The sequence below is a fragment of the Lysobacter luteus genome, from assembly GCF_907164845.1.
Taxonomy (GTDB): domain Bacteria; phylum Pseudomonadota; class Gammaproteobacteria; order Xanthomonadales; family Xanthomonadaceae; genus Novilysobacter; species Novilysobacter luteus.
Genome location: NZ_OU015430.1, coordinates 2,625,001 through 2,637,416, shown reverse-complemented (window position 1 = coordinate 2,637,416; position 12,416 = coordinate 2,625,001). Strand labels below are relative to the sequence as shown.

11 protein-coding genes and 1 pseudogene (1 of these 12 running past the window's edge) are annotated in these 12,416 nt (G+C 70.8%); 7 read left to right on the top strand and 5 right to left on the bottom strand.

Features of this window, described 5'->3' with window-relative positions:
* Positions 1 to 35 precede the first annotated feature (35 nt).
* On the bottom strand, positions 36 to 710 hold the full coding sequence (gene radC / locus KOD61_RS12405; protein ID WP_215220409.1) for a RadC family protein: 675 nt from the start codon (positions 708 to 710) through the stop codon (positions 36 to 38).
* A 97-nt stretch (positions 711 to 807) separates the two neighbouring features.
* Between radC and coaBC the strand changes: the two are divergent.
* The 3 genes and pseudogenes from coaBC to KOD61_RS12390 all read left to right on the top strand — a co-directional run bounded on the left by coaBC (position 808) and on the right by KOD61_RS12390 (position 4,932).
* Positions 808 to 2,018: pseudogene (gene coaBC / locus KOD61_RS12400) on the top strand (bifunctional phosphopantothenoylcysteine decarboxylase/phosphopantothenate--cysteine ligase CoaBC).
* 38 nt (positions 2,019 to 2,056) lie between these two features.
* Positions 2,057 to 2,515: a dUTP diphosphatase gene (gene dut / locus KOD61_RS12395; protein WP_215218955.1), complete on the top strand. Its 459-nt coding sequence runs from the start codon at positions 2,057 to 2,059 to the stop codon at positions 2,513 to 2,515.
* Between the two features lie 56 nt (positions 2,516 to 2,571).
* Positions 2,572 to 4,932 (top strand): phosphomannomutase/phosphoglucomutase, encoded by a 2,361-nt coding sequence (locus KOD61_RS12390; RefSeq protein ID WP_407074547.1) that lies wholly within the window; start codon positions 2,572 to 2,574, stop codon positions 4,930 to 4,932.
* Between the two features lie 36 nt (positions 4,933 to 4,968).
* On the opposite strand, the gene KOD61_RS12385 is transcribed toward KOD61_RS12390, so the two are convergent.
* Positions 4,969 to 5,616, bottom strand: coding sequence for a hypothetical protein (locus KOD61_RS12385; RefSeq protein ID WP_215218954.1), 648 nt, complete (start codon positions 5,614 to 5,616; stop codon positions 4,969 to 4,971).
* Between the two features lie 79 nt (positions 5,617 to 5,695).
* Complete coding sequence (gene pyrE / locus KOD61_RS12380) at positions 5,696 to 6,358, bottom strand: orotate phosphoribosyltransferase (RefSeq protein WP_215218953.1); 663 nt, start codon at positions 6,356 to 6,358, stop codon at positions 5,696 to 5,698.
* 129 nt (positions 6,359 to 6,487) lie between these two features.
* Here pyrE and KOD61_RS12375 point away from each other — a divergent pair, with 129 nt between their 5' ends.
* The 3 genes from KOD61_RS12375 to KOD61_RS12365 are packed head-to-tail and all read left to right on the top strand — an operon-like array spanning position 6,488 to position 8,943.
* Positions 6,488 to 7,288, top strand: coding sequence for an exodeoxyribonuclease III (locus KOD61_RS12375; RefSeq protein ID WP_215218952.1), 801 nt, complete (start codon positions 6,488 to 6,490; stop codon positions 7,286 to 7,288).
* Entirely contained in the window at positions 7,285 to 8,604 is a 1,320-nt protein-coding gene (locus tag KOD61_RS12370; RefSeq protein WP_215218951.1) for an AmpG family muropeptide MFS transporter, read from the top strand. Before KOD61_RS12375 ends, KOD61_RS12370 begins: the two co-directional genes overlap by 4 nt.
* An 18-nt stretch (positions 8,605 to 8,622) precedes the next feature.
* Positions 8,623 to 8,943: a hypothetical protein gene (locus tag KOD61_RS12365; RefSeq protein ID WP_407074546.1), complete on the top strand. Its 321-nt coding sequence runs from the start codon at positions 8,623 to 8,625 to the stop codon at positions 8,941 to 8,943.
* Here the strand turns inward: KOD61_RS12365 and KOD61_RS12360 are convergent.
* Both KOD61_RS12360 and KOD61_RS12355 read right to left on the bottom strand, forming a co-directional pair.
* Positions 8,913 to 10,034: an anhydro-N-acetylmuramic acid kinase gene (locus KOD61_RS12360; RefSeq protein WP_251370723.1), complete on the bottom strand. Its 1,122-nt coding sequence runs from the start codon at positions 10,032 to 10,034 to the stop codon at positions 8,913 to 8,915. The two genes, KOD61_RS12365 and KOD61_RS12360, sit on opposite strands and share 31 nt — an antisense overlap.
* A 113-nt stretch (positions 10,035 to 10,147) precedes the next feature.
* Complete coding sequence (locus KOD61_RS12355; RefSeq protein ID WP_215218949.1) at positions 10,148 to 11,572, bottom strand: peptidoglycan DD-metalloendopeptidase family protein; 1,425 nt, start codon at positions 11,570 to 11,572, stop codon at positions 10,148 to 10,150.
* Between the two features lie 247 nt (positions 11,573 to 11,819).
* On the opposite strand from KOD61_RS12355, the gene tyrS reads away from it, so the two are divergent.
* A protein-coding gene (gene tyrS / locus KOD61_RS12350) for a tyrosine--tRNA ligase (RefSeq protein ID WP_215218948.1) crosses the window boundary here: on the top strand, positions 11,820 to 12,416 show its 5' end (the start). 618 nt of this gene lie beyond the right edge of the window; the window shows 597 of its 1,215 coding nt (coding positions 1-597); the start codon lies at positions 11,820 to 11,822; the stop codon falls past the right edge of the window.

Here is a 12,416-nt window from a genome sequence, read left to right as displayed (position 1 = left end):
ATTTTACCCCGCCACGGCGCGGGCTGCCGGGCGGTTCAGACCCACCCGCGCGCCGCCAGCGACACCGGTGGGCCGTCGGCGATCACGAAATGGTCCAGCAACCTCAGGTCGACCAGCGCCAGCGCCTGCTTGAGCCGTGCGGTCACCGCGCGGTCGGCGGCGCTGGGTTCGCGGTTTCCGCTTGGATGGTTGTGGCCGACGATCAGCGCGGCCGCGTTGTGCGCAAACGCCCGCCGCACCACCTCGCGCGGATGCACTTCGGTGCCGTCCAGGGTCCCGCGGAACAGCTCCTCGAACGCTATCGCGCGGTGTCGGTTGTCCAGGAACAGCACTGCGAACACCTCGTGCGGCAGCCCGCGCAGCCGCTGCGCGAAATAGCGGCCGGCCGCCTGCGGGTCGCTGAGTGCGGCGCCGCGCTCGAGGTCGGCCGACAGGTGGCGCTGGCCGAGCTCGAGTGCCGCCGCCAGCGAGCACGAGCGCGCGGGCCCCAACCCGGGCAGCTTGGCCAGCGCGGCCGGTGGCAGGTCGAGCAGCCGCCGCAACGGGCCGTGCGCCTGCAGCAGCTCGCGTGCGGTACCAACGGCGTCGCGACCGCGCAGTCCGGAACCGAGGAAGATCGCCAGCAGCTCGGCATCCGACAATGCACCCGCGCCGCGCGCAAGCAGCTTCTCACGGGGGCGCTCGTCGGCCGGCCAGTCACGGATATGCATGGCCGTCAGGGTCGCCAATGCGGCCGCCGCCGGCCATCGGGCCGCTACACGGCTTCGGGTAAGCTGGGCGCCGCTTCGGCGGTAGGAATTTGCCCGCGTGGACCTGTTGCAAGACCAGAAGATCCTGCTGTGCGTGTGTGGCGGCGTCGCCGCCTACAAGGCCGCCGCGCTGGTGCGCCGGCTGGCCGATGCGGGCGCGGTGGTGCAGGTGGCGATGACCGCCAACGCCGAGCGGTTCGTCACCGCCACCACCTTCCAGGCGCTGTCGGGCCGCCCGGTACGGACCTCGCTGTGGGATGCCGCGGCCGAAGCGGCGATGGGCCATATCGAGCTGGCCCGCTGGCCGGACCGCATCGTCATCGCGCCGGCCAGCGCCAACACCATCGCGCGCCTGGCCCACGGGCTGGCCGACGACCTGGTCAGCACCCTGTGCCTGGCCACCGACGCACCGCTCGCGCTCGCCCCGGCGATGAACCGGCTGATGTGGGCCCACCCGGCAACCCAGGCCAATGTCGAGACCCTGCGCGCGCGCGGCGCGCTGCTGCTCGGGCCCGACTCGGGTGGACAGGCATGCGGCGAGGTCGGCGAGGGCCGGATGATGGAACCCGAGGCGATCGTCGCCGCGCTGGCGCGGGCATCGGCTTGAACACCGACGGGCTTGCCGGGCGCCGGGTCGTGGTCAGCGCAGGCCCGACCTTCGAGGACCTCGACCCGGTCCGGTTCCTCGGCAACCGCAGCAGCGGCAAGATGGGGTTCGCGATCGCGGCCGCGGCCGCCGCCCGCGGCGCCCGCACGACGCTGGTCGCCGGCCCGGTCGCGCTGGGGACGCCGGAGGGGGTCGAGCGCGTCGACGTGCGCTCGGCGGCGCAGATGCATTCCGCGGTAATGGCCGCACTGCCGGCGGACATCTTCATCGGCGCCGCCGCGGTCGCCGACTTCACCCCGGCGACCGTCGCCGCGGAAAAGATCAAGAAGCGTCCTGGCGAGGACGGCCTGGTGCTGCAACTGGTGCGCACCGCCGACATCCTTGCCGACGTGGCGGGCAGCGAGGCGCGCCCGGCGCTGGTCGTCGGTTTCGCCGCCGAGACCGGTGACGTCGAAGCCAATGCGCGCGCCAAGCTGGAGGGCAAGCGCCTGGACCTGGTCTGCGCCAACCGCGTCGGCGTGGAGGGCAGCGGGTTCGAGAGTGACGACAATGCCCTGCTCGTGCTCGGCCACGGCCTGCGGGTCGAGCTCGGGCCGGCAAGCAAGACCGATCTCGCCGTCGCGTTGCTCGACATCGTCGCCCAGCGCCTGCCCGCGCGCTGACCGCCCGCCGCCCGCCCGCCCATCCAGCCGGAAACCGCATGCACCACACGCTCGAAATCAGGATCCTCGACCCCCGCTTCGGCACCGAATGGCCGTTGCCCGAGTACGCCACCGCTGCAAGCGCCGGCCTGGACCTGCGCGCCGCGCTCGACGACGCCCTGGTGCTCGAGCCCGGTGACACCGCGCTCGTGCCGTCAGGCCTGGCGATGCACCTGGGCGACCCGGGCCTTTGCGCGGTGGTGCTGCCGCGGTCCGGGCTCGGCCACAAGCACGGCATCGTGCTCGGCAACGGCACCGGCTTGATCGACGCCGACTACCAGGGGCCGTTGATGATCAGCGTGTGGAATCGCGGCAAGGAGGCTTTTACGATGCAGCCGGGGGATCGCATCGCCCAGCTCGTCGTGCTGCCGATCGTGCGGGCGCGGCTGCAGGTGGTGGAGACATTCGAGGAGAGCGCACGCGGGGCTGGCGGATTCGGCCATACCGGCGTGCGTTGAAGACATGACGGCGGGCGCATACGCGCCACGCCACGCGGCAAGCAGGGGATGTGGAAATGATCGACATGAAGATGGAACGGCCTCAGCTCTCGATGGCCAGCATTGCACCGCTGCTGCCGTTGCTCGCCGTGGTCTGCGCGCTGCTCGCACTGTGGTTCAGCTGGAGCGGCTGGCAGCAGTACCAGGACGGCACGCGCCGCGACGCGATCCAGCAGTCGCGCGATGGCGCGCTCAAGGCGATCGGCGATTCGCTCACTGCGGAGCGGCAGCGCTTCGACCAGCAACTGGCCAACCCGGTCCTGCGCGCGGCCATTGCCGGGGGTGATTTCGCCCGTGCCGGTGCATTGCTGTCCGACGGCTGGCCAGGCGCCAGCGACGGCACGGTGCTCGCGCCCACGCTCGACAGCGCCTACGCCGCGCTCCCGGAGGGCGGGTTCGGCCGCCTGGGCGTGCTGGAGGCCGCCGTGGCCAGCGACGCAACGGTGGCGCGCGTGGTCGACACCGCAAGCGGCCCGCGGCTGGCGCTCGCCGCGCCGGTGAGAGAGGCCGACAGCGTGGTCGCGGTCGCGCTGGTGATGCTCGACCTCAAGCGCGTCACCGGCCCGCTGACCACCGCGGCGGTGCCCGCCGACACCTACCTGGCGGTCCGCCAGGGCGGCTACAGCGTGGTCGAGCGCGGCGATGCCAGCCTGTCCGGCGGTGCCGAGGTACTGGCCAAGCCGGTCCCCGACAGCGACCTGCGCGTGGCCGCCGCCGTCCCCGGCGTGGCCGGTGCGCCGTTCGGGCTGGACGCGGTCGGTTGCCTCGTCGTCGCCGCGGTGCTCGCATTGCTGGCGCTGCTCGCGGTGGTCGCGTGGCGGGCGCCGCACCTGCTGGTGCGCCGCTCGGCCGATGACGGCGCCGACACCGACGAGGGCATACCGTTCCCGACGCCGGCCGCTGCCGGCGACGCCTCCGCCGACCCCGACCAGGTGCCCATGACCGACGCTGCCGCCCCCGTTGTTGCCACGCCTACCGACACCGCCTCGACGCCGGGCGTCCAGATCGAACCCGGCATCTTCCGCGCCTATGACATCCGCGGCGTGGTCGGACGCGATCTCTCGCCGCAGGTGGCTGAGCTGATCGGCCAGGCGATCGGCTCGCTGATGCAGGACAAGGGGCTGCAGGACATCGTGGTGGGCCGGGATGGTCGCCTGTCGGGCCCGGAGATGGCCGGCGGCCTGGTCACCGGCCTGCGCAAGGCCGGCCGCAACGTCATCGACATCGGCCTCGCGCCGACGCCGCTGGTGTATTTCGGCGCCTACCAGCTGCAGGCCGGCTCGTGCGTGTCGGTCACCGGCAGCCACAACCCGCCGGACTACAACGGCTTCAAGATCGTGGTCGGCGGCGAGACGCTGTCGGGCGACGCGATCACCGACCTGTACGCCCGCATTGCCGACGGCCGCCTGCACAATGCGCCCGCGCCGGGCCGGCTGGAGACCCGCGAGATCGATGACGACTACGTCCAGCGGGTCGCCTCCGACATCCAGATCGACCGCCCGCTGAAGGTGGTGGTCGACGCCGGCAACGGCGTCGCCGGCGAACTCGGTCCGAAGGTGCTGGAGGCCATCGGCGCCGAGGTCGTGCCGCTGTACTGCGACATCGACGGCACCTTCCCCAACCACCACCCCGACCCGAGCGAGCCGCACAACCTGGCCGACCTGGTGAAGATGGTCGACCGGCTCGACGCCGACCTGGGCATCGCCTTCGACGGCGACGGCGACCGCCTCGGCGTGGTCACACGCGACGGCCACAACATCTTCCCCGACCGTCTGCTGATGCTGTTCGCCGCCGACGTGCTGGAGCGCAACCCGGGCGCGCAGATCATCTTCGACGTGAAGTGCACCGGCCGCCTGCCGGGCTACATCCTGCGCCACGGCGGCAGCCCGCTGATGTGGAAGACCGGCCACTCGCTGATCAAGGCCAAGATGCGCGAGACCGGCGCCGAGCTGGCCGGCGAGATGAGTGGCCACTTCTTCTTCGGCGAGCGCTGGTACGGCTTCGACGACGGCATCTATTCCGCCGCGCGCCTGCTGGAGATCCTTGCCGCCCAGCCCGGGCGTCCGAGCGACGTGCTCGACGCGCTGCCCGACGGCATCGCCACCGCCGAGATCAAGGTCGATGCGCCGGACGGCAACCCGCACGCGTTCGTCGAACGGTTCGTCGCCGCCGCGCAGTTCCAGGACGCGCGACTGTCGACGATCGACGGCCTGCGGGTCGACTGGCCGGACGGCTGGGGACTGGTTCGCGCGTCCAACACCACGCCGGTGCTGGTGATGCGGTTCGACGCCGACAACAACGAGGCAATGGCGCGGATCAAGGCGACGTTCCGCGAGCAGCTGCTCGCGCTCCGCCCCGACCTCGACCTGCCGTTCTGATGTGCGCCGGCCGACCGGTTCCCGGTCGGCCCGGCGTTAGCCCTGGTCGCCGGGACCGGGCTTCTTGAGTTCGCGGTAGCGCTCGACCGCCGTCGCCAAGCCCTCGTCGGCGGCGATGCGGGCATGCCGCTGCTCCAGCAGCAGCGCCTGCTGGCGGCGCAGGGCCTGGTGCTGGCGCTGGATGTTGGCCACCAGCGGCTTGGCGACCGGCTTGCCGGCCAGTTCGGTTTCGCCGGCGCGTTGCAGCAACGTGACCAGGCTGCTGCGCAGCCCGTCGATGCTGAGCAGCGAGGTCTTGACCGCGGTTTCCAGCAGGCCGATGCGGTGCGCGTAGGCCTTGCGCAGGTCCGCCTCGCTGGCATACGACTCGACCATCGCCAGCTCCCGCCGTTCGCGGGCGTCGGCGTCCGCGGCGGCCACGCGCGCCTGCTCGGCCTGTGCGTCCAGCTCGGCGCGCTCGGCGTCGGTGGGCGCCCGGTCCAGGTGCCGGGTAGCCATCCCGCTGGAGCTGAATTCGGTGCGGGCGTTGTCGACCGCGGTGGCCGGCAGGGCGTCGCCACACACCTTGCGACCGCCCTCGTCCCAGCAGTAGATCTTCTTCTCGGCCGCCGGCTTGGTCTGGGCGAGCGCGGGCAGCGCCAGGACGGCAAGCGTGGCGAGCAGGGCGGGGGCAAGTCGGTTCATGTCGGCGGGACCGGGTGGCATTCCTGCATACACTCACGCAAGAGTCGGGCCAGCCGCGTGCAGGCGGCGTGTCCCCGGTTCAGGCGTCCGCGTCGCTGCCGTAGGCGTCGCGGTAGGCCAGCAACTGCCCGCGATAGGCCGCCAGGGCGGGGTTGTCGCCGGCCAACGCCAGCAGGTCGGCCAGCGATGCCACCGCGACGACCGGCAGCCCGTGTTCGGTTGCGACAGTTTGTGCCGCCGAACGTCGGCTCCGCGCCGGGTCCACGGCTTCCTGCCGGTCCAGCGCGATCACGATGCCGACGACGGTACCGCCGGCGGCGCCGATGATCGACAGGGCCTCGCGGATCGCGGTGCCCGCGGTGATCACGTCGTCCACCACCAGCACCCGGCGCCCGGCCAGCGGCGCGCCGATCAGCTGGCCACCCTCGCCGTGGGCCTTGGCCTCCTTGCGGTTGAACGCCACCGGCAGGTCCCGGCCGCGGCGCGCGTACTCGCAGGCCAATGCGGTCGCCAGCGGGATGCCCTTGTAGGCCGGCCCGAACAGCAGGTCGAACTCCAGCCCGGCCGCGTCGATCGCATCGGCGTAACAGGCCGCCAGGCCCGCGAGGGCAGCGCCGGAGTCGAAGCGGCCGGCGTTGAAGAAGTACGGGCTGGTGCGCCCGGACTTGAGCGTGAATTCGCCAAAACGCAGCGCGTCAGCGTCCAGAGCCAGCTTCAGGAATCGGGTGCGGGTGTCGTTCACGTCGTTCGACCGGGGCGGGAGGGTGCCGATGATACCGGCGGCGGTTCGGGTGGCCCGCCGCGGCGGGTCGGCAGGCGGTCGGCTGGGCTATCCTGCGACGTCACGTCCCGACCCCCCGACCGGACCTGCATGCGCATCATCAGCTTCAACGCCAATGGCCTGCGATCGGCCGCCCGCAAGGGCTTCTTCGACTGGTTCCCGAAGCAAGACGCCGACATCCTGTGCGTGCAGGAGACCAAGGCGCAGGAACACCAGCTGGCCGGCCCCGAGTTCCTGGTCGACGGCTACCGCGCATGGTTCCGCGACGCGACCACCAAGAAGGGCTACAGCGGCGTGGCCATCTACAGCCGCCACGAGCCCGACGAGGTCCGCACCGCACTGGGGCGGGAGTCCTTCGACGAGGAAGGCCGCTACATCGAGGCGCGGTTCGGCAACCTGAGCGTGGTGTCGTTCTACATCCCGTCGGGATCGTCGGGGGAGCTGCGGCAGGGCTTCAAGTTCGAGGTCATGGACTGGCTCGCGCCGCACCTGGACGAGTGGCTCGCCAGTGGCCGCGACTACGTGCTGTGTGGGGACTGGAACATCGTCCGCAGTGCGCTCGACATCAGGAACTGGAAGTCCAACCAGAAGAATTCCGGCTGCCTGCCGCCCGAGCGCGACTGGCTCAACCGGCTGTGCGGGGAGGGCGCCGACGGCAACCGCGCCTGTTGGGTCGACGCCTACCGCGCGCTGGAGCCGGAAGGGCAGGACTACACCTGGTGGAGCAACCGGGGCGCAGCGTATGCCAACAACGTCGGCTGGCGGATCGACTACCAGCTGGTGACGCCGCGGCTGGGTGAGCGCCTGCGGGGCTGGTCGGTGCTGCGCGAGCCGCGGTTCTCAGACCATGCGCCGTTCACCGTCGACTACGACCTGGAGCTGGGGCGTTGAGCGCCGATGCGGTGACCTACAAGGGCTGGCGGGGCATCCGCCGGGCATTCGGCACACCTTCGGCGATCACCATGCTGATGCTGGGCTTCGGCTCGGGCCTGCCGTTCCTGCTGATCGCCTCGATGACATTGTCGACGCGCCTGCGCGACGTCGGGCTGGACCTGGGCAGCATCGGCCTGATCAGCCTGGCGAGCTTCTTCTACCTGCTGAAGTTCCTGTGGGCGCCGCTGATCGACCGCTACGCGTTCCCGCTGACCGCATTCCTCGGCCGCCGGCGCTCGTGGCTGCTGGTGTCGCAGGTGGTGGTGGCGCTGGCGTTGGCGGCGCTCGCGCTGACCCGCCCGGGCGAGGACGTCACCGCGCTGGTGTTGTGGGTGCTGGTGGCCTCGTTCGCCGGCGCCACCCAAGACTCCGCGGTCGACGCCTACCGCATCGAGATTGCCCCCGCCGACGCCCAGGCCGCGCTGGCCGCCACTTACACGCTGGGCTACCGGTTCGGCCTCATCCTGTCGGGCGCCGGCGCGCTCTACCTGGCCGAGTTCCGCGGCTGGGAGGTCGCCTACCTGGCGATGGCCGCATTGATGGTCCTGCCGATCGCCACCACGCTGCTGGCGCGCGAACCGGTCGCACCCGAATCGACGGTGCTGCGCCGGATCGACTTCGTCGGGGCGTTCTGGCAGCCATTCGCCAGCTTCTTCAGCACCAATGGGCTGCTGCTCGGGCTGGCGTTGCTGGTGTTCGTGGGGCTGTTCAAGTTCCCCGACCAGGTGATCGGGGTGATGGCCGGGCCGTTCTACCTGGACTCGGGCTACAGCAAGGCCGACATCGCCACGGTGTCCAAGCTCTACGGCATCTGGATGGGCATCGCCGGTGCGTTCCTTGGCGGCGTTGCGGTGGCGGCCTATGGCGTGCGCGCGATGCTGTTCGTGGCGGCGATCGGGGTGGCGCTGTCCAACGTCGCGTTCGTGCTGATGGCGCAGTTCCCTTCCGAGATCTGGGCGTTCTATGCCGCGATCAGCGCCGACAACCTGTTCCAGGGCTTCGCCGGGGTGGTGCTGATCGCCTTCATGTCGGCGCTGACCGACCGCAACTTCACCGCCACCCAGTACGCCCTGCTGGTGTCGCTGGCCAACCTGCCGGGCAAGTTCGTCGGTGGCGTGTCGGGCTACATCGTCGAGGCGACCTCCTACGTCACCTTCTTCGTGCTCAGCGCGCTGACCGTTGTGCCCACCCTGCTGCTGCTGGCATGGTTGTGGCGACGTGGAAACCTGTTCCAGCCCGGGCACCAGGCCCCACCAGAGTCAGCCGCGACGTAAGCGCGGCGGGACGTTGCCATGACCGATACAGTGTTGATCGACATCGACCCATTGCTGCTCGAGCGCGTGCGCCGGGTGGCCACGGCGCATGGCTGGGGCCAGCAGCAGGCACTCGTGCACCTGCTCGAGCACGGCCTGTTCGCCTGTGAGGCGGAGCTGGCCGCGCGCTTCAGCGACAACGATGCCCAGGCCCTGCAGGAAGCCATCGCCGCGCTCGAGCAGATCCAGGACGATCCGGGGTTCTCGTTGATCGGGCGGACTTCCGCCGACGCGCCATCGGACGCGCCGGGCGAACCGTCGCCCGCGCCTCAGTCGAGCGGCGAAAGGTTGCCGGGGTAGATCGCCCCCAGCACGCGCGGCCCGCGCGCCCCGGTGACACCCGGCAGGTTGCCCGGTCGCCCGGCCAGGGTCTGTCGCGCCAGCCACGCGAACCCCATCGCCTCGACGAAGTCGGGGTCCAACCCGCAGGCGGCGGTCGATTCCACCACCACGCCCGGCAGGCGTTCGCCGATGGCCTGCAGCAGGGCGGCGTTGTGCACTCCCCCGCCACACACCAGCACGCGACGCGTACCCGGCTGCCGGGCCAGCAGCGCGTCGGCCACGGTGGCGGCGGTGAGTTGCATCAGCGTGGCCTGGACATCGGCCGGTGCTTCGGTGCCACCCAGCCGCGCGGTCAGCCAGTCGATGTGGAACTGCTCGCGGCCGGTGCTCTTGGGCGGCGCCAGCGCGAACCACGGTTCGTCCAGCAGGCGGGCGAGCAGGGCCGGGTCGACCGTGCCACTTGCCGCAAAGCGGCCGTCCTTGTCGTAGGGCTGCCCGAGCACGCGCTCGCACCAGGCGTCCATCAATGCATTGGCCGGCCCGGTGTCGAAGCCCGCCACGCCGGCGCCGGTCCCGTCGCACGGCAGCAGGGTCAGGTTGGCGATCCCGCCCAGGTTGAGTACTGCGCGCGCTTCGTCCGCGGAGGCCAGCATCGCGGCGTGCAGGGCGGGCAGCAGCGGGGCCCCCTGGCCGCCCGCGGCGACGTCGCGACGGCGGAAGTCGGCGACGGTGGTGATGCCGCAGCGCTCGGCGATGACGTTTGCGTCGCCCAGCTGCAGGGTGAAGGGATGGTGGCCGTCGTACGCGGCGCCGGCCGGCCGGTGGCGCAGCGTCTGACCGTGCGACCCGATGGCGGCGATGTCCGCCGGGGCGGCGCCGGCCTCCTCGAGCAACTGCAGGGTGGCCGCCGCGAACGCCTCGCCAATCCGCACGTCGAGGTCGCCGAATTCGTCGAGTGACTGCAGCGCCGCCCCTTGGCCGAGCTCCACCAGCCGCGCTCGCAATTGTGGATCCCACGGGTAGGTCCGGCCGAGCTCCAGCCGGGCCGTGCCATCGGCGTCGAACCGGGTCAGTGCCGCGTCGATGCCGTCGGCACTGGTGCCGGAGATCAGGCCCACGAACGCCCCGGAACCCGCTCCAGGGGTCGCGCCGCTGTTCCGGAACGACGCGGGCCCGACCGGGTTCGCCCCGGCCGGGCCCGCGGTCGCACGTGCCATGGGTCTCAGGCCTTCTTGTCGGCCTTGGCCGGGGCCGGCTCGCTGGCCGGCTCCACCTTGGCGTACATGATGTCCTCGACCTGCTGGATGCGGGCCAGCGCCGGGCCGGTCTGGGCGCGGAAGGCGGCGAGCGCGGCGCCCTTGAGCGGTTCCGGCGGCGGCATCGTCACGGTCAGCGGATTGCGGTGCACGCCACCGATGCGGAATTCGTAGTGAAGATGCGGGCCGGTGGCCAGGCCCGAGCTGCCGACGTAGCCGATCACGGTGCCCTGTTTGATGCTCTGGCCGGGCTTGTACTTGCCGAAGCGCGACATGTGCGCATACAGGGTGGTGTAGCCCTTGCCGTGGTCCAGCACGACGGTGCGGCCGTAACCACCCTTCCAACCGACGAAGGACACCCGCGCGTCGCCGGCGGCGTGGATCGGGGTGCCGGTGCCGGCGCCGTAGTCCACGCCCTGGTGCGCGCGCGTGCGGCCCAGCACCGGATGCTTGCGCGCCTTGCTGAAGCCCGAGGTGATCCGCGCATACGGGATCGGCATGCGGATGAACGCTTTCTTCAACGGCCGGCCGTCGGCGGTGTAGTAACCGACCTTGCCCTCATGCTCGAAGCGGAAGCCCGAATAGGTCTTGCCACCGGTGGTGAAGGTCGCCGCGGCAATGTTGCCGGTGCCGATGCGCTCGCCCTCGCGCCAGATCTGCTCGTAGACGACGCTGAAGCGGTCGCCCTTCTGGGCGTCGGTGAAGTCGATGTCGTACTGGAAGATCTCGCCGGTCATCGTCGCGATCGCGCCCGGCGAAAGCCCGGCCTTGCGTGCGGCGGCGTACAGCGAGCTGCTGATCTCGCCCGAGGCGACCACCGTGCGGGTCTCGCTCGGACGCTTGATGACGTTCTCGACGATCGCGTCGGGCTTGATCGTCAGCTCGACGCGGTGGTCGTTATCGCGGTCGAACCGGAACGCGCGCAGCGGACCGTCCAACGGGAGGTCGAACGCCAGCTCCGTACCGGGCCGCAGGCGGGTCAGCGCCTGGCGCGCGCCGGGCTGCTCGAGGATCCGGTACATGGTGGTGGCCGGCACGCCCATCTGCTGGAACAGCGCGCCGAGCGTCTGGCCCGGCTGTACCCGCACCACCTGCCAGCTGTCGCCTGGCGTGGCTTCCGATTGCGACACCGGCAGCGGCGGCAGCGTGAGCGCCATCGACTGGCGGGTTCCCTGCAGCCCCTGCACCGGGGTCACGTCGAAGCCCGGGACGATCGACGCGACCAGCATGCCGAGCGTGGCGAACAGGCTCGCCTGGACCCACTGGCGGCGTGACCAGCGGCCGTTGAATCCATTGGAGAGGTGGCGTGCCAGCACCGGTCGGTGCAGGGCGGCTTCGCGCAGGTTCTTCAGGCGTTGACGCCGTTCTGTACCGGTTTGCGGTGCTGTCATCGATGTCTCCCGCGCGCAGGACTGTGAAGGCGGCGTAGCGGCGTTACGATAGGGACGCGAGGAGTATGCGTCAAACCCTTGAGCTGAATGGGTTTTTCAACTCCGTCAATGTTTGGTGCCAGTCATCCGATGTTTATGATCGTGGTCACGCCGTGATCATGACCCACACCCCGAGTACGCCCCCTTGGCCGACCCCGTTTCCGACCCGCTTTCCGTTTCGACCCACCCGGCTGGCCCGGCCGAACCCGTGAGTCCCGCCGTCCAGGACGCGCTGGACCGGATCGGCCGCGGCGCCGACGAGATCCTCAAGCCAGAAGAGCTGGCCGCGCGCCTGCAGTCCGGCCGGCCGTTGCGGATCAAGGCCGGCTTCGACCCGACGGCGCCCGACCTGCACCTGGGCCACACCGTGCTGCTCAACAAGCTGCGCCAGTTCCAGGACCTCGGTCACCAGGTGATCTTCCTGATCGGCGACTTCACCGGGATGATCGGTGATCCGACCGGCAAGAACGCCACGCGCAAGCCGCTGACCCGCGAGGACGTGCTCGCCAACGCCAAGACCTATGCCGACCAGGTGTTCAAGGTGCTCGACCGCGATCGCACCGAGGTCCGCTTCAATTCCGAATGGTTCTCCGCGATGGGGGCGGCCGACATGGTCCGGCTCGCGGCCCAGCACACCGTCGCGCGGATGCTGGAGCGCGATGACTTCGCCAAGCGCTACGCCGCCCGGCAGCCGATCGCGATCCACGAGTTCCTGTATCCGCTGGTCCAGGGCTACGACTCGGTCGCGCTCGAAGCCGACGTCGAGCTGGGCGGCACCGACCAGAAGTTCAACCTGCTGATGGGC

Excerpts from the sequence above, each read along its gene's own strand:
- KOD61_RS12365 (WP_407074546.1), top strand. The coding sequence starts at position 8,623 with ATGACCGATACAGTGTTGATCGACATCGACCCATTGCTGCTCGAGCGC.
- KOD61_RS12375 (WP_215218952.1), top strand. The coding sequence starts at position 6,488 with ATGCGCATCATCAGCTTCAACGCCAATGGCCTGCGATCGGCCGCCCGC.
- KOD61_RS12355 (WP_215218949.1), bottom strand. The coding sequence starts at position 11,572 with ATGACAGCACCGCAAACCGGTACAGAACGGCGTCAACGCCTGAAGAAC.
- radC (WP_215220409.1), bottom strand. The coding sequence starts at position 710 with ATGCATATCCGTGACTGGCCGGCCGACGAGCGCCCCCGTGAGAAGCTG.
- KOD61_RS12385 (WP_215218954.1), bottom strand. The coding sequence starts at position 5,616 with ATGAACCGACTTGCCCCCGCCCTGCTCGCCACGCTTGCCGTCCTGGCG.
- KOD61_RS12390 (WP_407074547.1), top strand. The coding sequence starts at position 2,572 with ATGATCGACATGAAGATGGAACGGCCTCAGCTCTCGATGGCCAGCATT.
- dut (WP_215218955.1), top strand. The coding sequence starts at position 2,057 with ATGCACCACACGCTCGAAATCAGGATCCTCGACCCCCGCTTCGGCACC.